Source organism: Synergistaceae bacterium (assembly GCA_017450125.1).
In the GTDB taxonomy this organism is placed as follows: domain Bacteria; phylum Synergistota; class Synergistia; order Synergistales; family Aminobacteriaceae; genus JAFUXM01.
On sequence record JAFSWZ010000034.1, the window covers coordinates 101,840 to 123,705 of the forward strand.

Below are 21,866 nucleotides of genomic sequence, written 5' to 3' on the forward strand. Positions count from 1 at the left end.
CCCTCTGGAGGATTCTTCAGGGGGCTGATATTGGACAGGAGAGCGGGTATTATGGCAATTGTGATGTGTGTCGTGGCGGTAATAATAATTGCTATAGCAAACTTACGGAATAGTGTTAACGATCTCGGCAAAAGGAATACTCAGCTGACAAAAGCTAATACTCAACTAAAACACGACCTTAATGCTATGCAGGAAGAAAACTTAAAACTTACTCAGTTTTTGGAGGCGTTACGGGCAGAGAATGATACTCTCAGAAAATCTCTCTCCGAAGCTCCTCTAGGCTTCCCGTCCTTGCTGGAAGCTCTCAGGCAATATGACTTTCAGCATGACAGACATCTGGCATACTGGCTGAAGACTAAATCTCACCCTGCATACACTGCCGCAGAAGTAGTCAGAATCGAAACCAAAAAACGCCGTGATGCTGAATCTGTTCTACGCAGGACAAGGTTGCTGCTGGAATACTACTTCAGCATTTTCCCGGATGTTCAAGAGTTCAGCGAAGCTTCTGCAGAACAATCCGCTGTTCAGACGGAAGCATCATCCCCAGACAATAGCGTGGACACTGCCAGATATTACTTAAGCAGTGAGGAGTATTCCAAACTGTCAATCACCCAGCGAAACCAACTGGCTCTGGACAGATTTTGGTCCGCAAGAAAGTCAAGACACCTCATAGGCAGACTTTACGAGCAATATATAGGCTGGCTCTATGAACATGACGGCTGGCTGGTAGAATATTTCGGAATCAGTGAAGGTTTCTCCGACTTGGGACGCGATCTCATCTGCCACAAAGACAACACAACACTGATAGTCCAGTGCAAAAACTGGTCAAAATCCAAGCGTATCTATGAGAAGCACATTTTCCAGCTGTTCGGCACAACGTACGAATACATGAAGAATAATCCGTTCGAGGAAGTACACGGAGTATTCTTTACATCAACACAGTTATCCGGATTGGCCCGGTCATTCGCTGGAGAGTTTCACATAGAGCTGCATGAAGAGTTTGAACTAAAACGCTTTCCGATAATCAAGTGCAACATAGGGCGTGAAGGAGAGAAAATCTATCACCTGCCGTTCGACCAGCAGTATTACACCACGAGAATCAAGCCTAAAGACGGAGATTTGTACTGCTCAACTGTAGCTGAAGCAGAGTCTCTAGGCTTCCGCAGAGCATACCGCTGGCACGGCAGCAGGGAAGATTAAGGCTTACCTCTTCCAAGTAAAACTGTCGGGAAAGAACACTGCAAGCCTCTGCACAATCAGTCCTGCGCACAGGCTCTTCACGATGTCGCCGGGAAGGGGCATAAGCACAAAGTACATCAGCAGTGTCTTAGCTCCGAGCTCGTTGCCTAGATAGTATTTCGACATCACATAGTAGTACGGAATCCCGAACGCATAAATCACCGCAATTCCAGCAAGCGCACCCAGAAACCACGTCCGCCAGCACGGTCTGAACTTCTCCGCCACGTACCCCGCAAGCCACGCGCCCGGAATGAACCCGACAATGTAGCCGAACGTCGGATTAAGCACCGAGCCCGTGAACACAGGAAGTCCGATAAGCCCCGCCGCAACGTACACGCACACAGCCACAGCCCCGAACTTTGCACCGAGCACAAGCCCAGACAGAACCACAAACAGCGTCTGCAGGGTCAAGGGCAGAAGCGGAGTCGGAATCTTGATGTGCGTTCCTATGGCGATAAGTGCCGCGAAAAGTGCACAGAGCGTCAGTTGTCTTGTAGTAGTCATTAATTCATCTCCTCTGGTCTCACCATGAAGACTTCTCCGCTCCTCAACGTCTCGAGTTTTCCGGCATAGTTCAGAATCACTAACCCTCCGGCATCATCAATCCCCTCAACGCAGCCCGTGCACTTGGCCTCACCCTTCATGAACGTTATGTGCTTCCCGATGAGGATTGAGCGTTCACGGTAGGCATTGATGAGGGACGGAGCTTCGAGGTTCTCCGCAAAGTCCATGATGTAATCAGCGACACGTGCGCAGAGTTCGTCCCTCCCGAAAGACGGAGCTTCGCTGTCGAAGATTGAGCCCGCTGTCTCGACGGAAAACTTGTGCGCTGAAACGTTGATGCCTATTCCAGTAACAACGCTGTCTATCTCTCCGTTCTCGAAGTTCGTAACAGCTTCCGTGAGTATGCCGGTTATCTTCCTGCCCCTGAAGAATATATCGTTGACCCACTTTATCCCGAGTTTTCCGCGAGCTTCAGGGTAAAGGTCCTCTACAGCAAGGCACACAGCCACCGCGTCAGCAATCGTAATCATCTGGAAGTGTTCAGCATCAACGTCAGGCTTCAGGATAAGCGTCATGTACAGACCTGTTCCTGCAGGAGACTCGAACGTATGCCCGTGCCTCCCTCTTCCGGCTGTCTGTCGGTCTGCCGCAACAAGAGTCCCGTGTTCTGCTCCGGCCATTGCGAGCTTCTTTGCGTAGTTGTTCGTGGAATCGACTTCCGCGAGACAGATTACACGGCTTATGCGCGAACCCTCCTTCAGGTTCAGCAGGATACCTGACTCCGTGAGTGCGCCGCTTTGGGTTACCAGCTTATAGCCCTTGTTCGTTACGGCCTCGATGACGTGCCCGTCCTTGCGCAGCGAGTCTATAGCCTTCCACACGGCGGCTCTCGTAACTCCGAACGTCTCGGCAATAGATTCGCCAGACACAAATTCTCCCCTCTTGTCATTGAGGAGGCGTAATAGTTTAGTCTTCATGATGCGGATAGTTATAGCACATCGAACCCGAAACTGTAAACCATAAATTTTTCTGCGGTTGACAATGATATACAGCTTGCACAAAGATTGCAGTTACGGTTATAATCTGGCTATCCCGTATCTTTTATGTTAAGGAGTGTTCAGAAATATGGCACTTGCTGCTAATCTGCGAATGCTGAGGAAGAAAGCAGGCCTCACACAGATTGAGCTTGCGGAAAAAGTCGGCGTGTCTATCGCTACGTTACGGCGTTGGGAGTCCGGCGAGACAGCACCCAACGGAACGCGCATCATCGAGCTAGCGAACCTGCTGAAAGTTTCGCCCGACGAGATAATCAACGACGCAGAGAACTATCAGATGAGCAAAGCTGCCCTGCTTTACCCTGTACATGAAGCCAGCAACGGAATGCTGGTATTTGAGGGGGAAGGCACAAGGATAGAGCTTCCCCCGACAGAACAAGGTTACGAACTCTTCCGTCAGCTCATCCAGAACCTGATGGAGCGGAAGAAGGAACTTCGCGAGCAGATTCAGGAGAAGTCTTAGCAGGCGTAATCCTGAGATGTCCCGTTTGCGAGCTGCTCGATGTTGCTCATCACCTGAGTGCTGAGACCCATAGCTTTGCCGAGTTTGGCGAGGTACTTGCGCTCTGCGTCGGTATCAACGTTAATCGCCATAAGAGAAGCCGAGTAGACTTCTGCGGCGAGTTCGGGACGGCCTTTGACTGCAGCGACAATCTTTGTGGTCTCCATAGGCCCCTGAAGCTTCTGGATGACGTAATTCATTCCGTCCTGACCGAGACCGTTCTTCTTGAGGCTGCTGGTTATGCGCTGGAACTCGTCAGCGTCAACCTGTCCATCTGCTTTTGCCGCGTCAATCATTGCCGTGATGATTATCTCCGCGTCGTTGGCCTGCTGCTGGGGCGTGGTCTGAACGTAGGGCTGTGCACTTGCTGATGAAGCAGAGGCCGAGCTTCCGCCCATTGAACCCCTGAGAGCCTTGTAGGCCATCATTCCGAGAAGCCCCATCATTCCGCCGCCGAGTGTGTTTGCGGTTGTGCTCTCAGAGCCGCCCATAAGTGCACCGAGAAGCGCACCGATTCCGCCTGCCGCGAGGTTGTCCCCGCCGACTTTGTTCTTGACGGTCTGTCCTGCGCCCATCAGCGAGCTGAGGATGTCCTGAATGCCGCCGCCCGCGTTGGACATTCTGGAGGAGGCTGTGCGTGAGGATGACATGTTGCCCTGAACCATAGAGCCGAGAAGACTCATGAAATCCATAGAAAAATTACTCCCTTCATGTTTAGTGAATGATGGAATGATTGTAGCATGTTCGTGAAAATTTACGGCTTACATAACAATTCTGTAGACATCGTTATGTGCCCAATAACCTTCGTCGTCCTCATACCTTGTATAATCTCTAGGATATTTTCCTTCGTTATCCTTAGCGTATTTGTTCGCCCCGCGCCTCATGAGAATATCTGCTCTTTCTACATCCCCTGCTCCGGCTGCCAAATGCAATGGTGTCCTGCCGGCATTATCCCTAGCGTTTATGTCTGCGCCGTGCCTCAAGAGCAGCTCCATGGTGTCCACGTTACTAGGCCTGAACAAGGGGGTACGTCCGAAATTATCCTTAGCGTTGACATCTGCACCATACTTCAGCAGAAGTTCTACTGTCTTTGTGAGTGGGAGATACCGCGTTTCATACACAATTACGTGCAAAGGTGTCTCGCCGTCATTGTTTCTGGCGTGGACATCTGCACCGTTTATCAATAAAACTTCTGCTGTCTCTGCGTTTCGAGCAAAATGCAAGGGTGTATTTCCCTGTTCGCTCCTAGCATTGATATTAGCACCATTCCTCAGAGCCTCTTCAACTGCTTTGACATCGTCCGACCTGCAGAGTTTCAGGAAATCGGCATCACTCATCGCAGTACGCGGGAGAAGTGCCGCAACACTTTTATGACCCTTAGCCTGTGCAATGTCAAAAGCCGTCTTGCCTTGATCGTCCCTAGCATCGGCCTTAGCACCGTGACTCAGGAGCACTTCCGCAGCGTCTGCGTGGCCGTTCAATGCCGCCCGCATTAAAGCTGTCTCGCCTTCATCGTCTCTGGCGTTGACATTAGCACCGTGCCTCAGAGCCTCTTCTACTGCTTCCGCATCGCCGCTCTGACACAGCTCCAGAAACTCCTCATCACTCATCGCCGGACGCGCAGGCCTCGCAGGTGATGCACTCTGTCTCCTCTGTGCCCTCGAACCTTCAGCACCGTGCTTCAGCAGAACCTTCGCAGTCTCACGGTGTCCTCCGGCCTTCGCCATCCGCAAGGGCGTGTCCCCGTCGGACGTCTCCGCGTTGACATCAGCCCCGTACCTCAGCAGCATCTCCGCAATCTCCGCGTATCCGTAGAACGCCGCCACGTGAAGCGGTGTCTTGCCGTACTCGTCCTGAGAGCTCGCGTCCGCACCGTGCTTCAGCAGAACCTCCGCAACCTCCGCGTACCCCTTGCTCACCGCAAAACCCAGTGCCGTAGCACCGATAAAGTCCTTAGCGTCAACCTCTGCACCATACTTCAAGAGTACTTCGGCAACATCAGGGTTTCCGCTGTTTGCCGACTCGTGAAGTGCCGTCGAGCCGAACTCGTCGCAAGCGTTTGCATCTGCGCCGTTCTTCAGAGCTTCTTCGACCGCCCTAGCATCCCCCGAACTGCACAGCTCCAAGAACTCATCATCACTCATCGCTTCCACGACTACGGGTGCTGAACTCACCTCGAGGCCGAGAACGCCCGCTATCATGTTCACGAACTTCACAGCTACGTCCTCAGGAATGTAGTTGTCCGTCAGCTTGCTCTTCTCCGCGAAAATCCTCCGCCGTAGCTCATCTCCTGACGTACCGGCCTGTTTGAGCTTCACCAACGCCTTCATAATGCCTTCACGCGACATCATGTTCAGCATCGAGTAATCCCCTTTGTGCGACGAGGGGCTGAAGAAGTCAGGCAGAAGGCTCATGATGTCTTCCTTGCCAGCTGTTTTCCCCTGTCCCGCGAGAATCTCTATCCCGAATTTGCCGGTGAGATACCGTAACACGCTCTCCAGATCATCCTTGTCGAAGTCCTGCAATTCTGTTACCTCCTGAACGTTGAGACTGCACACGATTATATCAGCCGTTTGTGATACAATCAGCGCATCCAACATTTATTCTTTCAGGGAGGTATTCTCGTGAAAAAGTTAGTGTGTGCAGTTCTCGCAGCTGTACTGGTGCTCAGCTGTGCGGCGTTCGCATCCGCAGAGTGGAAGTTCGAGCGCAAAATCTCCATCGTCTGCCCTTGGGGTGTCGGCGGCGGTGCTGACTCTACCCTCCGGCCTATGGCTAACCTTCTGAAGCCCATTCTCGGCCAAGAAGTCGAAGTAATGAACGTTACCGGCGGAAACGGCGTTACTGCAGTCGAGTACGTCTACAAGCAGCCCGCAGACGGCTATACGTTCATGCTCGGGACGCAGAGCCTGTTCATGCAGGACATTCAGGGCACAACGTCAATGAACTTCAAGGAAGAGTTCATTCCTGTAGCGCGCCTCGTACACGCAATCAACGTCATCACCGCGTCAAAGAAGGCAATGGACAGGAAGGGCTACAAGACGTTCTCCGAGATGAGGGAGTACGTAACCAAGAATCCCTTTGAGGTCAGCGTAGGAATGCTCACGAGCACGGGGCTTGACGGTGCGTCGCTGAAGCAGGCTCTCGAAGGCCTCGACATTCTGGACGTGTCCTATCCTTCCGGCAGTGAGATGAACTCTGCGCTTGTCGGCGGGCACATTGACATCATGGTAACCGGCACGGACGAAATAGAGGGTCTCATTGCGGCCGGTGATGTCGTTCCTCTTCTGACGCTCGCGGAAAACAGGATGAAGCGTTATCCCGACGTAGAATGCTCCGTAGAGCTGGGCATAAACTCAGTACTTGGCCCGGCAAGAGGAATCTTCGCGAAGAAGGGCACTCCTCAGGAAGCCATTGATGCACTTGTTGCGGCAATCGAGCAGGCCTCTAAAGACCCGCAGTGGCAGGCGTTCCTCGTTCAGGGATGCTACGACGAGAGGCCGGGTTTCGCAGGACCTGCAGAGTACGCGGCGGACTGCGAGACAGACTATAAGCTCCTCAGCGATTACCTGAAGGCTGAAGGCGTAATGAAGAAAGATTACTACGCGAAATAGTATGAAGTGAAACTGCGGGGTGTGTAGTCATGCCCCGTTTTTTTCTGCAAAGGAGAAATCTACAGTGTTCGAATTAATCTGCAACATTCTTCTGTGGTTAGGGCTTCTGTACGCGTACTTCTTCAACGTGCTCGAAGCTCCCATTCCCGACAGGACAGCAAGGAATCCCTACACCTTAAAGCCCGACATCTGGCCTAAGGCAATAATCATCCTCCTGCTGGTCTGCATCGCAATCAACATCTTCAACATCATCCGCAAGAACAAGGGCAACCCTGATTTCACGTTCGCATCAATGTTCGACATCAGAGTCAGACGCTGGCTCGGCATCGTCCTCATTGTCGCCGCAAGTTTCGTCCTTGAACCCTTCGGCTACATGCTGACGTGCTTCCTCGTGCTGTTCCTCTACGGCCTTCTTCTCGGACAGACGCACGTGATAAGGCTGTTCGTGTTCTCCGTAGTGATTACGTTCGTGCTCTACATCGTGTTCAGCGTGTTATTGGCGGTCAACCTTCCGCGCGGTACAATCCCGGAACTGCGGAACTTCTCGCTGTACATTGAGAGCCTCGTCTCTGCGGCCAAGTCCGCGATAATGTAGGAGGTGCATGAATCATGTCAACATGGGAATTATTCACTAACGGTTTCAGCGTGCTCATGGATCCCTACACGTTCTTGATGGTCGTGTTCGCCATCGTTGTGGGCACGATCTTCGGGGCACTTCCCGGCGTGAGCGCGACAATGGCTGTAGCACTCGGACTGCCCTTCACCTACTCGATGCAGCCGATACCCGCGATCGTGTTTCTCGTTGCTGTGTACTGCTCGTCGATAACGGGCGGGAGCATCACTGCAATACTCTTCAAGATTCCCGGCGTTCCTTCGAGCGCGCCTACAACGTTTGACGGCTACCCGATGGCACAGCGCGGAGAAGCGGGCAAGGCACTCGGCATAGCGTTAGGTTCTTCCGCAATCGGAGGCCTCGTGTCTGCTCTGGCAATGCTCACGCTCTCTCCCCAGCTCACACAGGCGGCACTGTCCTTCAGCCCGTCAGACATTTTCGCGATTACGTTTATGGGACTGTCGATTCTTACGTGCCTCGACAGCAAAAACATTCTCCGTACGCTGATTTCAGGACTGCTCGGATTGCTTCTCGCGTGCGTAGGCCAAGACCCGATGTACGCTGTCCAGCGTCTTACTTTCGGGAGCGGCGAGCTCATCGCGGGGCTGGAGATGATTCCTGTCCTGATAGGAATATTCGCGGTTACGGAAGTCCTCAAACAAACGAAGGTAGCGGACAGACTTTCGGCGGACAAAGGAACTGCGAGCGTCAACACCAAGATGCCTTCTTGGCGCGAATGGTGGGGCATAAAGTGGCTGTTAGCTCGGTGCTCAATCATCGGTACAATCATCGGCATTCTTCCCGGAGCAGGCGCAACAATCGCATCATTCCTGTGCTACTCGACTGAGACGAAGCTCTCGAAGCACCCTGAGAAGTTCGGGACGGGCATCATCGACGGAGTAGCTGCCTCCGAGACGGCGAACAATGCCGCAACGGGCGGAGCAATGGTGCCGCTTCTGTCTCTGGGTATTCCGGGAGGGAACGCCGCCGCAGTCATGATGAGCGCGCTCGTGTTGAAGGGCGTACAGCTCGGGCCTCTGCTCCTCGTCAATCAGCCGCAGTACCTCAGCGCAACATTCGCATCAATGGTCGTAACCAATATCCTCATGGTCATTGTGGCAATCGGAATCGCTAAGGTGTTCGCGCAGATTCTCGCCGTGCCGTATTCGTATCTCGGCCCGATAATCATAATGCTCGCGATAATCGGTTCTTACGCAACGAACATGAGCATAGCTGACGTAAAGATTATGGCGATTGCGGGAGTTCTTGGTCTGGTGATTTCTGCCTGCCACTTCAACAGTGCGGCACTGATTCTGGGTCTGGTGCTCGGTGTAATCTGCGAGGGTAATTTTTCACGGGCGTACACGATTTCGCGCGCCAACCTCGTGAACATGTTTGCGCGTCCTGTCGCCGGGACGTTAATGGTAGTGAGTATCGTGCTTCTGGTCTGGCCGATAGTTTCGGGGCTGTTCAAGAAGAAAGAAGGCTAGCATTAACGGTGTGCCTCTCCTGAAGATTCGGGGGAGGCATTTTTACGGCACAATACGCGTATTCCCATTTCAACGGGCTGTGATAAAATTTCAGTCAATCCATACCATAACATTCAACAGATATTCACACGTGCACCACAAATTTTGCAGGAGGTGTTTGTTCACATGGAGTTAAAAGCGGTGGGAACTGCCGGAACTCTGGAGTCAAGCGACGTAATGATTACGCTTGAACCCACGACGAGCGGCGGTATCGATTTGTCGCTTGAGAGCTCTGTACTCAACCAGTACGGCCGCCAGATCAAGGCACAGGTGCTGGCTTCGCTCGAAAGGCTCGGCGTGAAGAACGCAAAAGTTATCGTCAACGATCACGGTGCTCTTGACTGCACCATCAAAGCCCGCGTTGAGTGCGCATTCTACAGGGGATGCGGCATCGACATGGACGGCAAGTTCGACTGGGGAGGAGTGATCCGCTAATGAGTATACCGAGACCAAAGCCGGAGAGATTCCGTCTCCGCAGAACAATGATGTTCATGAACGCCCAGAAGCCCGGCCTCATCAAGGATGCGTACATTTACGGCGCAGACAGCATCATGCTCGACCTTGAAGACGCTGTAGCAGAGAACCAGAAGGACAGCGCGCGCTTCTCCCTCTACCATGCTCTGAAAGAAATCGATTACGGTGATACAGAAGTCATCGTGAGAATCAACGGCCTTGACACTCCGCACTGGAGGGAAGACATCAGGGTATGCGTTGCCGGCGGAGCAGACGGAATCCGTATCGCGAAGACCGAATCGGCAAAGGATGTCCAGATTGTTGACGAGGCAGTTACCGAAGCAGAGAAAGAATTTGGCGTTGAAGTAGGACGTACGCTCCTCATGGCGGCACTCGAGAGCCCGAAGGGAGTCCTTAACGCCGTAGAGATCTGCGCGGCCTCCCCGAGACTGTTCGGCGTGGCACTTTCCGGCGGAGACTACAGGAAGTGTATGCAGGTCAAAGTCATTCCCGGCGGAATCGAGATGCTGTTTGCACGCGGCTTCATGCTCAACGCGGCAAGAGCGGCAGGCATCCAGTGCTTCGATACGGTGTTCACGAACCTGAACGATGACGAGGGCTTCAGGGCAGAGGTTAAGCAGAATGTGGAGATGGGCTTTGACGGAAAGTCGCTCATCAACCCGAAGCAGATACCGATAGTCCACGAGATGCTTGCTCCGACGCAGAAGGAGATAGCGGAGGCCGAGAAGATAGTCCGTGCATTCCGTGAACAGGCGGACAAGGGAGTCGGAGTCTTCACGCTCGACAACGGCAAGATGATAGACATAGCCTTTGTGCCCGGCGCAGAACGCGTAATCCGGCTCGCGAAGGCCAGCGGAATTTACGAGGGGGATCTTTAATCATGAAGAACGCAGTAGGCAGAGAGATACCCGAAGAAGCATTAGCAGTACAGCTCCGTAACGGCAGGAAGTATGAGCCGTATCAGGGCAAGGGTTACAGGGACGGAAAGTACATCAAGAAGGCCGGCCCTACGAGCAAGATTTACGAGAACCCTCAGGAGAGCAAGCTCCTTCCGTCGATCCGTGATGCAGTTATTGCTTGCGGAATCAGGGACGGAATGACAGTATCCTTCCACCACCATTTCAGGAACGGTGATTACATCGTCAACATGGTCATGAAGGAGATTGTAGAGCTGGGCATCAAGGACATCACGATAGCGGCATCAAGTCTCGGAGACGCTCACGACCCGATAGCCGAATACATCGAGCAGGGAATCGTAACGGGCATCCAGACATCAGGAATACGCGGAAAGATGGGCGATGTCGTTTCTCACGGCAAGCTGAAGACACCGGCAATCCTGCGCTCGCACGGCGGACGTGTCAGGGCAATCGAGGAAGGCGACGTACACATTGATGTAGCGTTCATCGGTGCACCGACCTCCGACGAATACGGCAACGCACGCGCGCTCGGCGGAAAGGGAGACTGCGGAGTCCTCTCCTATGCAGTGCCCGACTCAGAGTACGCGGATAAAGTCGTAGTCATCACTGATACGCTCGTTCCTTACCCGAACTTCCCGCCCAGCATTCACGGCGTAAATGTTGATTACGTTGTGAAGGTCGACGAGATCGGCAACCCGAAGAAGATTGCTTCTGCGGCGGCACGCATGACCCAGAACCCCAGAGACCTCATGATGGCCGAGAACACCGCAAAAGTTATCGCGGCATGTCCGTGGTTCAAGGAGGGCTTCAGCTTCCAGACAGGCGCAGGCGGTCCCTCACTCGCTGTGAACAGATTCCTTGAGCCCTTCATGGACGAGCGCGGAATCAAAATGGCGTGGGCAATCGGCGGAATCACTTCGGCAATCTGCGAGCTCCAGCGCAAGGGCAAAGTAGGGAAGATTATCGACGTTCAGGACTTCGACACCGGCGCAATCGAGGACATCAGGACGAACCCCAACCACTTCGAGATGACAGCCAGCGAGTACGCGAACCCCGCGAACAAGGGAGCGTTCGTGAACAAGCTGGACTTCGTGGTCTTGGCCGCGCTCGAGGTTGATATTGACTTCAACGTCAACGTTATCACGGGCTCTGACGGAGTACTCAGGGGAGCACCGGGCGGACACCCCGACACTGCGGAAGGCGCGAAGTGCTGCGTAATCGTTACCCCGCTCACGAGGGGCAGGATGGCGACGATCTGCGAGCATGTTGTTACGGTAACGACACCGGGCGACTGCGTTGATGTTGTGGTTACGGATTACGGCATTGCGGTCAACCCTGCACGCAAGGACATCATCGAGGCACTCGACAAAGCCGGAATCAAGCACGTACCCATCAAGGAACTTCAGGAGAAAGCGTATTCGCTCGTCGGAAAGCCTGACGACCTGCAGTGGAAGGATAAGGTAGTGGCGATTCTTGAGGCGCGCGACGGAACGATACTTGACGTTGTGCGGGAGATAAAGCCTTACGAGGTCTAAGAAGAGTTGTTATCCCTCCTGAAACATGGAGGGAATTTCTTTGCGCTGTCATTAGAGGCCATAAATCGCAAAGATAATCAACCGTAAGCATTATCAGGACAAATCAGCTCCGTGAAACTATAATCACTCACAAATTTTTCACGAGGAGCTGACTTCATGAAACACGTCATAAAAATTGTAATCGGCATTCTCATAATTGCCGGAATATACTACGGCCTTAACACTTTCCGAGAGAACAGCACTCCCGAACCAGAACCCGAAATCGTCCGACCGGTCAGAACTGTAACACTGAGCGGAGGAGCGGGGTCATTCAGGCGCAGATACTTCGGGACAGTTCAGGGCGGCAGACGCGCAGATTTGTCGTTCAGGGTCTCGGGAACGCTCAGGAGGATTTACGTCGACAAGGGAGCATCAGTGAGAAGAGGTACTCTTCTTGCGACGCTTGACCCGCGGGACTTCAACACGAACATCAAGCAGGCACAGAGCGCGCTCTCTCAGGCACAGGCTCAGCACGAGAACGCAAAAGCAGACTTCAAGCGTTATGAGAATCTCTACAAGCAGAAGGTTATAGCCCGCGCACAGTACGACAGCTACAAGACACAGCTTGACGTAGCGCAGTCCGCAGTGAACTCCGCACAAGCGAACCTCAAGAGTGCACGTGATGCCCTCAAGGATACGGAGCTCCGCGCACCGTTCGACGGAATAATAGCCGACAGGAAGGCCGAGAACTTTCAGGACATTACGGCGAAGGAGACAATCTTCAGCCTTCAGGACTTGAGCAGCCTAGAGATTGTGTTCAACATTCCCGACAACGATATACTTCTTGCGCCGATACCCAGAGTTAGGAGCATTGACGACCTCCGCAGAAACTCTAACCTGTTCACGATGAATGCACGTTTTGACGCGATACCGGATCGAGTTTTCCCGCTCGCACTGAAGGAGATTGCGACACAGGCAACGGCCGCGAACACGTACCCTGTTACCGCGACAATGTCCCAGCAGAAAGACATACGTATCCTGCCGGGAATGGCCGTAACGGTTGAGGTGGCGTTTGCGGGCGAAGATGATGCTGTTGAGGAGAGAGACAGCTACCTTGTGCCGTCGACAGCAATTCTCAGCGAGGGAGGAAGTAATTACGTGTGGAGGTTCGCAGTCGGCCAAGTGTCGCGCGTACCCGTGAACGTCGGACAGATGCACAATGACGGCACAATAGAGATTGAGGGGAAGACGCTCAGCAATGGTGATGTCATCGTTACGGCAGGCGTATACTTCCTTCACGAAGGCCAGCGCGTGAGGCTTCAGGAGGATTAGCACATGGACATAGCAAGAGCAAGCATACAGCGTTACCGTGTCGTGATATTCATCTGCCTTCTGACGCTGGTAGGGGGAGTGATGGCGTACTTCGAGATCGGCAAGCTCGAAGACCCGTCATTCACCATAAAGACCGCCGTAGTCTCCGCTGTGTATCCGGGAGCAAGCGCGTACGAGGTTGAACAGGAAGTAACCTCGCGCCTTGAAGACGCGATTCAGGCAATGGGTGAGGTCGATGTCATACGTTCGCGTTCAACACCCGGCCTCGCAATAATCTACGTGGACATCAAGGACGAATACTCCTCAAGCGAGCTTCCGCAGGTGTGGGACAAGCTCCGCCAGAAGGTCAACGACGAGCAGGTCTACATGCCTTCAGGAGTAACTGTTCTGGTCAACAACGACTTCGGGGAAGTTTACGGCCAATACTATGCATTAGTAGGGGACGGCTACACGATGAAGGAGCTGTACGATTACGCGGACTTCCTCAAGAAAAATCTTGTGCTCGTTAAGGATGTCGCAAGAGTAGAGATTCTCGGAGAGCAGACGGAAGCAATCTATATCGAGTTCTCAGCCTCCAGAATGTCCGCGCTCGGAATATCCCCAGAAGCAATCTTCGGCGTGCTCAACCAGCAGAACACTTTATCCGAGACCGGCAGCATCACTCTGGGCAGCAGGTATATACGCGTCTCCCCGACAAGCGCGATATTCTCCGTCGACGACATAGCGGACTTAGTTATAGGCGGAACAGGAGGAAACCTTACGCGCCTCCGCGATGTTGCGACGGTCAGAAGGGATTACGAAGAACCTCAGAGCTTCAAGCTGAAGTTCAACGGTCGCCCCGCGCTCGCAATAGGCATCTCTACTGTCGAGGGCGGCAACGTCGTGAACATGGGACGTGCAGTCTCCGCGAGGCTGAAGGAGTTAGAGGCTTTCCGTCCCGTCGGAATTGAGCTGACCCCGATATACATGCAGTCCGAACAGGTTATAAAGTCCATCAGCGACTTCATTGTCAACCTTCTCGAATCGCTGGCTATCGTCGTCGGAGTCCTGCTCGTGTTTATGGGGCTGCGTTCCGGGCTGATTATCGGGCTTGTGCTGCTGATCACTGTGGCCGGAACGTTCATCATCATGAACCAGATGGGAATAACCCTGCAGATTGTCTCTCTCGCGGCACTGATTATCGCGCTGGGTTCTCTCGTCGACAACGGAATAGTTGTAGCTGAAGGTATGCTCGTAGGCACTGAGCGCGGAATGTCCATTGAAGATGCGGCCTCTGACTCGGTGAACGGCTCGATATGGGCGATGCTCGGCGGAACATTCATTGCGGTGCTGGCATTCGTACCTGCAGGGCTCTCGGCTACGCAGACAGGCGAATACCTGCAGAGCCTCTTTCAGGTTGTCGCAATCTCAATGATGCTGAGCTGGTTTGCCGCACTGATTGCCGCTCCTGCACTGGGAAAGGTCATGCTGAAGCCCTCGAAGCAGGAAGGAGACCCCTACGGCGGGTTCTTGTTCCGTGCGTACAGGGCGTTCCTTGAGCTGTGCCTGCGTAACAGGTTCACGGTTCTGGCTGTCATCATCGCGGTGTTCGTGTTCTCAATGATGGTGTTCTGGGAGATGCCCACGTCGTTTTTCCCTGACAATGATACTGTGTATTACACCGTCGACTTGTATTCGCCCGAAGGTACGTCGCTGAATGCTCAGGAAGAAGTCACGCAGAAACTAGCCGCCCACATACAAGCTCAGCCCGGCGTGAAGAACATAACGCAGTTCGTGGGAGGAGGCGGCCTGAGGTTCACGTTGACCTACAACCCGCCGGAAGACGACACATCATTTTCACAGCTCCTTGTTGAGACGGAGGACGGGAAATTTACGCGCCCATCACTTCTTGACACACAGGCATATATCGATGAATTGCCGGAACTTCAAGGAGTCTGCAAGCTGTTTGCGCGCGGGGGTGATGCTGAAGAGAAAATCGGCCTTAGAATCTACGGCTCTGACCCTGCGACATTGAGGAGGATTGCTGGGCAGGTCATGGCGATAATGGAGAAAGACCCTGCGAGCCAGTTCATACGCACGGACTGGCGCGAGCCTGTGGAAGTTATACATCCCGTGCTCTTCAAGGATCAGATGCAAAGTCTCGGCCTGACCCGACCGGCAATCAACCAGGCGATACTCACGGCAACGACTGGTGCGGCTGTCGGAGCTTTCAGGGACGGGGACAAATCGTTAGCCATACTTGCGGCCTTCACCCCAGAAGAACGCAACAGGATAGACGTTCTCTCGTCGCTTCTGGTGTGGGCACCTGCTGCCGGTAAATCCGTCCCGCTGGGTACAGTGTTCTCGAGCCTTGAGACAGCTTTTGAGGACAACATAATAATACGCAGGGACAGAAGCAGAATGATAACGGCCAAGAGTGAAGTCAAGTTCGGGATGAATGCTGATGCTATGCTGGAGAGGATTACGCCGGAGATTGAGGCACTGAAGCTTCCGTTCGGCTATCACGTTGAATGGGGAGGCGAGAAGGAAGAGGACGACGAGGCTATGGATGGCATGGCTGTAGCTTTTCCTCCGGCGATACTGATAATGTTCATCATCATGATTTTCCTGTTCAACGGATTCCGTCAGACTGTGATAATCTTCCTGTCCCTGCCGCTGATTCTTATAGGCATTGTTCTGGGCTTGTGGGTTATGGGAATGGACGTGAGCTTCTTGGCGATGGTCGGTCTGTTGTCACTGGTGGGGATGCTGGCCAAGAACTCGATAGTCCTGCTAGATCAGGTGAGCGCGGATTTTGCGGCCGGACGCGACAAGTATGAAGCCATCGTTGAGGACGGAATATCACGCTTGAGGCCTGTAGCTATGTCTGCACTCACTACGGTGCTCGGAATGATTCCGCTGGTTTGGGATGTGATGTTCGGGCCGATGGCTGTAACGATTATGGCGGGCTTGACGGTGAGCACGGTGCTTACGCTGCTGGTTATTCCTGTTATGACCGCAATAGCGTACAACGTGAAGTGTCCTGAACCTGACGACGAAGAAGACGAGTAACAAAAAAGGGGGCTGGTGTCCCCCTTGCTTTTTGTCGCAATACTGTGGCTAACTGTGAGATATTCTCTCCTTAATCGCTGAGACATGTTTCATAACTGCATCAAGGGCAGCCTGTTCCAAGAGTCCTCCTGTTTCTTTGCTGTAACCGCCGATAAAGAAGCCCCTGTAATTGGCTGAAGCTCCCTTTGAGGTCTGCTTGTAACTTCCTGTTTGTCTTGCAGTATAAACTATCTCGCCTGTGGAGCTGTCGACTATCCTGATGTGGATGACCACATATGCAGTCTTGGACTGGGTTGCTATTCCGAGAATAGGGATTACGACTCCCGAGCCTTTCTCGTAGTATTTGCAGAACATGATTGACCCCATCATGTGGTACTGGATGCCCTTCATCTTTCCTACACTAGGTGCTGTTGAGGGGTCTACCAAGCCAGACTGCCCGATATTGACTTCTCGGCCAAGATAATCGTCGAAATGTTCACGTTCCATCAGAGCAAAGAGATGTGTATTGCCCAGTTCGTCAATCATAAGGTCCGTTATTGCTGAGGCGGTCTTCTTGCCAATATCGCACTTGTCATCAAGCGTACGGACTGCCAATCTTAGCTTAGTGTCTGCGAGGTGCAGGGGATTGGCTTTTCGTTCCTCGCTCTTGTCCTCGACGTCAAGAACGGCGAGTCGCGGTTTTGGTGGAGTTGCGGGCGTGGGGGGAGTCGTTGCGACAGCTGGAGCAGAGGGCTTCTGCTGAGTTTCGAGCCTTGCGAGGGCTTCTTGTGCCTTCTTGTTGCCTTTAGCCGCTGACTGACGGTAATATTCCATCGCCTTACGCAAATCCCTGCTTGTGTTTATACCGTTCTCGTACATATGACCAAGATTATTCAAGCCATAGTGGTCGCCTCCCTCTGCCGCTTTCGTGTACCAGTAGAAAGCCTGCTTATAGTCAAACTTCACCCAGAGGCCTTGTTCATAAAACCAGCCAAGCTGATTGAATGACCTAGCAATACCACGCTCTGCTCCCTTTGTGTAATACTCAAAGGCCTTTCTGTAATCTACCTTGACTCCTAATGCTTCTTGATACATCCACCCGAGATTGTGGAAAGCCCAGCCATAATTCTGAGCGGCAGCTTTCTCGTACCATTCGCGGGCTTTTCTGTAGTCCTGCGCTACTCCGTCGCCTGTCTGATACATCCGGCCAACCCGAAACTGTGCGTAAATATCTCCGTTCCTAGCTCGTTTCATCAGAACATTGAAGTCATCGCCGAATGCTGAACACGCCAGAAGCATCACCAGCACCACCGCCGCGAACCGCATCTTCCTCACGCACATTCACTCCTTCCCGGAATTTCCCGCGCCGCCTGCACCTCTACAGATCCAGATTAATGATTGCGGATACGTGCTTCACTACGGCGTTTCGGGTTGCCTCCTGCAGAAGACCTCCCGCCCTCTTGCTGTACCCTCCGATAAAGAAGCCCTTGTAGGACGCTCCTCCGCCCTTCGAAACCTGCTTGGCTTCGCCGTACTGGTTGTTGGCGTAGATTATCTCGCCGGTCGAGTTGTCGATTATCATGAGGTCTATGACTACGTAGGCGGTCTTGGCCTCAGTCGCTACCCCGATGATGGGAAGCACCATCCCAGCACCTTTCTCGGTGTAGTAGTAGAGCGTGATTGACCCCGTCATGGTGTACTGAAGCCCCTTGAGCTTGCCGACAGCAGGAGCAGTCTTCGCGTCAACAAGGCCGGACTGTCCCATCTTGATCTCTGTGCCGATGTAGTCGTCGAAGCGTTTGCCTCGAAGCATGACGGTGAACTCGTCGGTCTTCATCAGCTCGGTTATCATCATGTCCGTTATCGCGTCAGCAGGAGCTTTTCCGTCCTCGCTTCTGTCCTCAAACTCACGGACTGCCAGTCTTGGCTTGGGACGCGAATCGTCATCGGTCTTGGCCTTTTGTGCAGTAGGTGTCGGCTTTGACGGAGTTTTTGTGGGCGCAGGAGCAGGTGCAGGTGTCGGAGTTCTTGCAGGTGCAGGCGCAGGCTCAGGCGTTCTCACGGGTGCGGGCGCAGGCTCAGGCGTTCTCGCGGGAGGTGCGGGCGGAGTTGGCTCAACCGTAACCTGAGGGGGATTGCTGGCGTACGTCGGCTTTCCGGGAACATTCCGTGAACCGTCCAGCCTTGCGATAGCTTCTCTCGCATCCTCATTGCCGCGACTTGCGGACTTCCCGTAGTATTCGCGTGCCTTGTTGATGTCCGGGTACACTCCTTCTCCGAACTCGTACATCCAGCCGAGACTGAAGAGCGCGTGCTCGTTGTTCCTCGAGGCGGCCTTCTCGTACCATTCACGAGCCTTGTCGAAGTCCTGCCTCACTCCGTTGCCGAAACGGTAGAGGTCGCCCAGATTGTTCTGTGCCATGTCGTGCTTGCGCATCGCCGCCTTCTGATACCATTCCGCTGCCTTCGTGTAGTTCTTCTCAGTGCCGTCGCCCTCTGCGTACATGCGCCCGACTTCGAACTGTGCGTTGACATCCCCGTGCTGTGCCTTGTCCATGACAGCAAAAAAGCCGCTCCCCACACTCTTAGGACTTTTTGATGTCGTAGAAGCGGCTTTCTTCGAAGAGCTAGGTGCAGGGGTCTTAGGGCGCGCAGGAGCTACGCTTGTGCTTCCCCGCGACGAACCGTAGGGAGGGTTTTGCGGCTGGTAAGCGGCGCGCTGTGGGTTGTTCAGCCTTGCGATGGCGGCTTTCGCATCCTCGTGACCGCGACTTGCGGCTTTCTCGTAGTATTCTTGCGCCTTAGCAAAATCCTGGCGTACACCTTCTCCGGCTTCGTACATCGTGCCAAGATTGTAGAGCGCGTACTGATTGTTCCTCGAGGCAGCTTTTTCGTACCACTCGCGGGCTTTGTCGAAGTCCTGCCTCACTCCGTTGCCGAAACGGTAGAGGTCGCCCAGATTGTTCTGTGCCATGTCGTGCTTGCGCATCGCCGCTTTCTGATACCATTCCGCCGCCTTCGTGTAATTCTTCTCAGTGCCGTCGCCCTCAGCGTACATGCGACCGACTTCGAACTGTGCGTTGACATCCCCGTGCTGTGCCTTGTCCAGAACAGCGAAAAATCCGCTCCCCACGCCCTTAGAGTTCTTTGACGCAAGCGGAGCAGCTTTCTGCCGGGAAACGACAAGAGAAGCCCCGCGCTCTGCCTGAGGGCTGGCAATCCCTGCATTCCCGGCCATATCACCAAACTCAACGCCGAATGCCGCACACGCAAAAAGCACCGGCAACAATGCTGCTGCAAAACATGCCTTCTTCATAGATCCTCACTCCTCCTTATAAGCTAACCCTCTCGTCCTCACTGCGTCAACAAACAAGTAGTCCTTGTCCCTGACCTCAACTATGTACACGTTGCGTTCCGCAGGACGGTGGAGACCGGGCGAAATGTCCAGCACCTGATTCCCGAACGGTATCGACTGCACACGGCTCAAGTTCGCGAGGAGCTGTCCTCTGGGCATATTGTCCACAGGCTGGGGCATCATGTCAACCGCCCTCTTCAGCCACTCGTACAGCGCAACTGCTTTTCCCGCCGCCGCAGGGTCATGGACGGGCATTGCGCGCGTCCTCCACATCATGCGCTTGGTCTCGATGAAACCGCCTTGAGTGTTCAGCAGTATGTTCTGGTCGGCGAAGACCATCCCGCGACACGACAGGTACGTCTTGTCCGGCGCAGAACAGTTCCACAGCCGCCAGTTTGTACGCAGGCGCATGAAGTTCCGCCATATCTCACGCGCTCCCATGCTCCCCATGAACGAGATAACTACTCCGGCCTCTTCTCCCTCGAAGCTCTCGATCTCCTCCGACAGCATAAGGTACGTGTCCCTGACGCTCGCATCTGCCCAGTACGGCATCGGCATGAATCCCGCCTTGTCCATGAGGTCATAGCAGATTTTCGCCTCGCGCTCCTGATTCACGGTGAAACGGCTGGCAGCTAATGCTATGCGCTTCTGGCGGTTGTAGATTGTTTTCGCGTACTCAGTGAACGCCGCTGAACGGTAATCACGGTACAGGTCAAGCGCAAAAACGTTAGATAGCGGACGGCCTCCCCTGTCGATGACTACACTCTCTCCGCCGGAAAGAATCAGAGGCACATCACGGCCTGCCATCCGCGCGACCAACACCCTGTCGAGCTCAGGAAGACCGGCAAAGCTCATCACTGCGATTACGTCCCTGCCGTAGTTCAGCCCGAGCGTCTCGAATGACCTTATGTCGCCGGAAACTTCAGCCCGCAGAAAGTGCACGTCATGCCCGCCTACTCCCGAACTGCTCTCAGAGATTTCGCGCTCGCACCACGCAAGGGCTGTGCTGATGGATTTTCCGGGCTCGGTGTCCCAGCCGCCTGAAGGGGGAATAACAAGAACGTTCCACACCCAGCTGTGAGACTGAGCGCAGAACGCCTCCGTGTTTCCCCAGACTGTCAGGCATAAAACCGCCGCGATAACCGCAAGAAGTTTACGCATGACACATAGGAACGTTATTTGCTCTTGGCCAGCTGCTGGATTACGTCCTGTGTGATGTCCTCTCCGCCGATGAGCACTACGAACTTGTCCAGTACCAGCGTCAGTTTCTTGCGCACGGCAACTTCACGCACTGCCTGCTCGCAGTCCCTGTATATCGGTGCCATCAGCTTCTGCTCTTCCTGCGCAAGCTCCATCCTCTTGGCCTGCACTGCCTGCGCCTTCTTGGCCGTGTCGGTCTCTTTGTCGGCGGCGGCTTTGGCCTCGTTCTCCTTCTGGCGGGCAATGTTCGCTAATTCCTGGCGAACCTGGTTAAGGCGCGGATGGTTGTTGAGGATTTCTCCTCTGTCTACTATGCCTACTGCGGTGGCTGATGATGCGGCGGCGGGTGCTGCTGCCTTCTTCGCGGCGGCAAATGCTGATGTTGCGCTGAACAGAACTGATACTGCGAGTACGACTGCTAATACTTTCTTCATAAGAAATGTATTCCTCCCTTATCTTGCGTCAAATGATTCGTGTTGCATTCTAACATTCACGCTTTGCAAGCAAAAACGTAAAGATTACTAATTAGCCCGTGTGATTATTTTGCGCGCGTCAAGCACCTTCATCAACGGCACTCCGACGAGCCAGCAAGCTCCTGCTTCCCCGAGACCGACATAGAGGCATGTTGCCATGAGCGGCGCAGAGACGAGCACATGAAGCATTACGCCGATGATGACCATGTTCGAGACGACAGGCCAGAGCGCGGCAATCCAGATGTTCCCGGACTTCCGCGAGAGAACTGCGGCAATGAGTGTCGCCAGAGACCCGAACACCATGTCCGGCAGTCCGAACCCTCCGAAGAAGTTCGCGAAGATGCACCCTAAGAACAGTCCCGGTATTGCCTCAGGCAGGCAGAACGGCAGAAGCGTCAGTGCCTCCGAGACTCGGAACTGGACGGGGCCGTACGAGATGGGAGCAAGGCTTATCGTCAGAACCGCGTAGAGTGCTCCGATAAGTGCTCCGCGTGAGATTTTTGCTGTGTTAATCG

The 21,866-nt window shown here is 53.8% G+C and carries 19 protein-coding genes; 10 read left to right on the top strand and 9 right to left on the bottom strand.

The window, feature by feature from the left end:
- Positions 1–51: 51 nt before the first annotated feature.
- Positions 52–1,200 carry a restriction endonuclease gene (locus IJT02_07760; GenBank protein MBQ7544821.1) on the top strand — a complete coding sequence of 383 codons (1,149 nt, stop codon included), beginning with the start codon at positions 52–54 and terminating at the stop codon, positions 1,198–1,200.
- A gap of 3 nt (positions 1,201–1,203) precedes the next feature.
- Here IJT02_07760 and IJT02_07765 read toward each other — a convergent pair whose 3' ends face one another.
- A complete protein-coding gene (locus IJT02_07765) occupies positions 1,204–1,743 on the bottom strand; it encodes a biotin transporter BioY (protein MBQ7544822.1) in 540 nt (179 codons plus the stop codon).
- A complete protein-coding gene (locus IJT02_07770) occupies positions 1,743–2,720 on the bottom strand; it encodes a biotin--[acetyl-CoA-carboxylase] ligase (GenBank protein ID MBQ7544823.1) in 978 nt (325 codons plus the stop codon). Before IJT02_07770 ends, IJT02_07765 begins: the two co-directional genes overlap by 1 nt.
- Positions 2,721–2,868: 148 nt before the next feature.
- Here IJT02_07770 and IJT02_07775 point away from each other — a divergent pair, with 148 nt between their 5' ends.
- Positions 2,869–3,261 (top strand): helix-turn-helix domain-containing protein, encoded by a 393-nt coding sequence (locus tag IJT02_07775; GenBank protein ID MBQ7544824.1) that lies wholly within the window; start codon positions 2,869–2,871, stop codon positions 3,259–3,261.
- On the opposite strand, the gene IJT02_07780 is transcribed toward IJT02_07775, so the two are convergent.
- Entirely contained in the window at positions 3,258–3,992 is a 735-nt protein-coding gene (locus IJT02_07780) for a tellurite resistance TerB family protein (GenBank protein ID MBQ7544825.1), read from the bottom strand. The genes IJT02_07775 and IJT02_07780 overlap by 4 nt on opposite strands.
- A gap of 69 nt (positions 3,993–4,061) precedes the next feature.
- Positions 4,062–5,858 (bottom strand): ankyrin repeat domain-containing protein, encoded by a 1,797-nt coding sequence (locus tag IJT02_07785; protein MBQ7544826.1) that lies wholly within the window; start codon positions 5,856–5,858, stop codon positions 4,062–4,064.
- Between the two features lie 66 nt (positions 5,859–5,924).
- On the opposite strand from IJT02_07785, the gene IJT02_07790 reads away from it, so the two are divergent.
- From IJT02_07790 to IJT02_07825, 8 genes are all read left to right on the top strand, one after another.
- Positions 5,925–6,914, top strand: a complete 990-nt coding sequence (locus tag IJT02_07790) for a tripartite tricarboxylate transporter substrate binding protein (protein ID MBQ7544827.1) — start codon at positions 5,925–5,927, stop codon at positions 6,912–6,914.
- A 64-nt stretch (positions 6,915–6,978) separates the two neighbouring features.
- A complete protein-coding gene (locus IJT02_07795) occupies positions 6,979–7,509 on the top strand; it encodes a tripartite tricarboxylate transporter TctB family protein (protein MBQ7544828.1) in 531 nt (176 codons plus the stop codon).
- A gap of 14 nt (positions 7,510–7,523) precedes the next feature.
- Positions 7,524–9,017, top strand: coding sequence for a tripartite tricarboxylate transporter permease (locus IJT02_07800; GenBank protein ID MBQ7544829.1), 1,494 nt, complete (start codon positions 7,524–7,526; stop codon positions 9,015–9,017).
- 165 nt (positions 9,018–9,182) lie between these two features.
- The gene (citD, locus tag IJT02_07805; GenBank protein ID MBQ7544830.1) at positions 9,183–9,491 is read left to right on the top strand and encodes a citrate lyase acyl carrier protein; all 309 of its coding nucleotides are present in this window, start codon (positions 9,183–9,185) and stop codon (positions 9,489–9,491) included.
- Positions 9,491–10,408: an HpcH/HpaI aldolase/citrate lyase family protein gene (locus IJT02_07810; GenBank protein MBQ7544831.1), complete on the top strand. Its 918-nt coding sequence runs from the start codon at positions 9,491–9,493 to the stop codon at positions 10,406–10,408. Before citD ends, IJT02_07810 begins: the two co-directional genes overlap by 1 nt.
- A gap of 2 nt (positions 10,409–10,410) precedes the next feature.
- Entirely contained in the window at positions 10,411–11,982 is a 1,572-nt protein-coding gene (gene citF, locus IJT02_07815) for a citrate lyase subunit alpha (GenBank protein MBQ7544832.1), read from the top strand.
- Positions 11,983–12,138: 156 nt separating this feature from the next.
- Positions 12,139–13,293, top strand: a complete 1,155-nt coding sequence (locus tag IJT02_07820) for an efflux RND transporter periplasmic adaptor subunit (GenBank protein MBQ7544833.1) — start codon at positions 12,139–12,141, stop codon at positions 13,291–13,293.
- Positions 13,294–13,296: 3 nt separating this feature from the next.
- Positions 13,297–16,344 carry an efflux RND transporter permease subunit gene (locus IJT02_07825; protein ID MBQ7544834.1) on the top strand — a complete coding sequence of 1,016 codons (3,048 nt, stop codon included), beginning with the start codon at positions 13,297–13,299 and terminating at the stop codon, positions 16,342–16,344.
- Positions 16,345–16,392: 48 nt separating this feature from the next.
- Here IJT02_07825 and IJT02_07830 read toward each other — a convergent pair whose 3' ends face one another.
- The 5 genes from IJT02_07830 to IJT02_07850 all read right to left on the bottom strand — a co-directional run bounded on the left by IJT02_07830 (position 16,393) and on the right by IJT02_07850 (position 21,864).
- Positions 16,393–17,658 carry an SEL1-like repeat protein gene (locus IJT02_07830; protein MBQ7544835.1) on the bottom strand — a complete coding sequence of 422 codons (1,266 nt, stop codon included), beginning with the start codon at positions 17,656–17,658 and terminating at the stop codon, positions 16,393–16,395.
- A 43-nt stretch (positions 17,659–17,701) separates the two neighbouring features.
- Positions 17,702–19,639, bottom strand: coding sequence for an SEL1-like repeat protein (locus tag IJT02_07835; protein MBQ7544836.1), 1,938 nt, complete (start codon positions 19,637–19,639; stop codon positions 17,702–17,704).
- A 6-nt stretch (positions 19,640–19,645) separates the two neighbouring features.
- Positions 19,646–20,839 (bottom strand): hypothetical protein, encoded by a 1,194-nt coding sequence (locus tag IJT02_07840; protein MBQ7544837.1) that lies wholly within the window; start codon positions 20,837–20,839, stop codon positions 19,646–19,648.
- A gap of 14 nt (positions 20,840–20,853) precedes the next feature.
- Positions 20,854–21,312: an OmpH family outer membrane protein gene (locus IJT02_07845; GenBank protein MBQ7544838.1), complete on the bottom strand. Its 459-nt coding sequence runs from the start codon at positions 21,310–21,312 to the stop codon at positions 20,854–20,856.
- An 87-nt stretch (positions 21,313–21,399) separates the two neighbouring features.
- Entirely contained in the window at positions 21,400–21,864 is a 465-nt protein-coding gene (locus IJT02_07850) for a QueT transporter family protein (protein ID MBQ7544839.1), read from the bottom strand.
- Positions 21,865–21,866 lie beyond the last annotated feature (2 nt).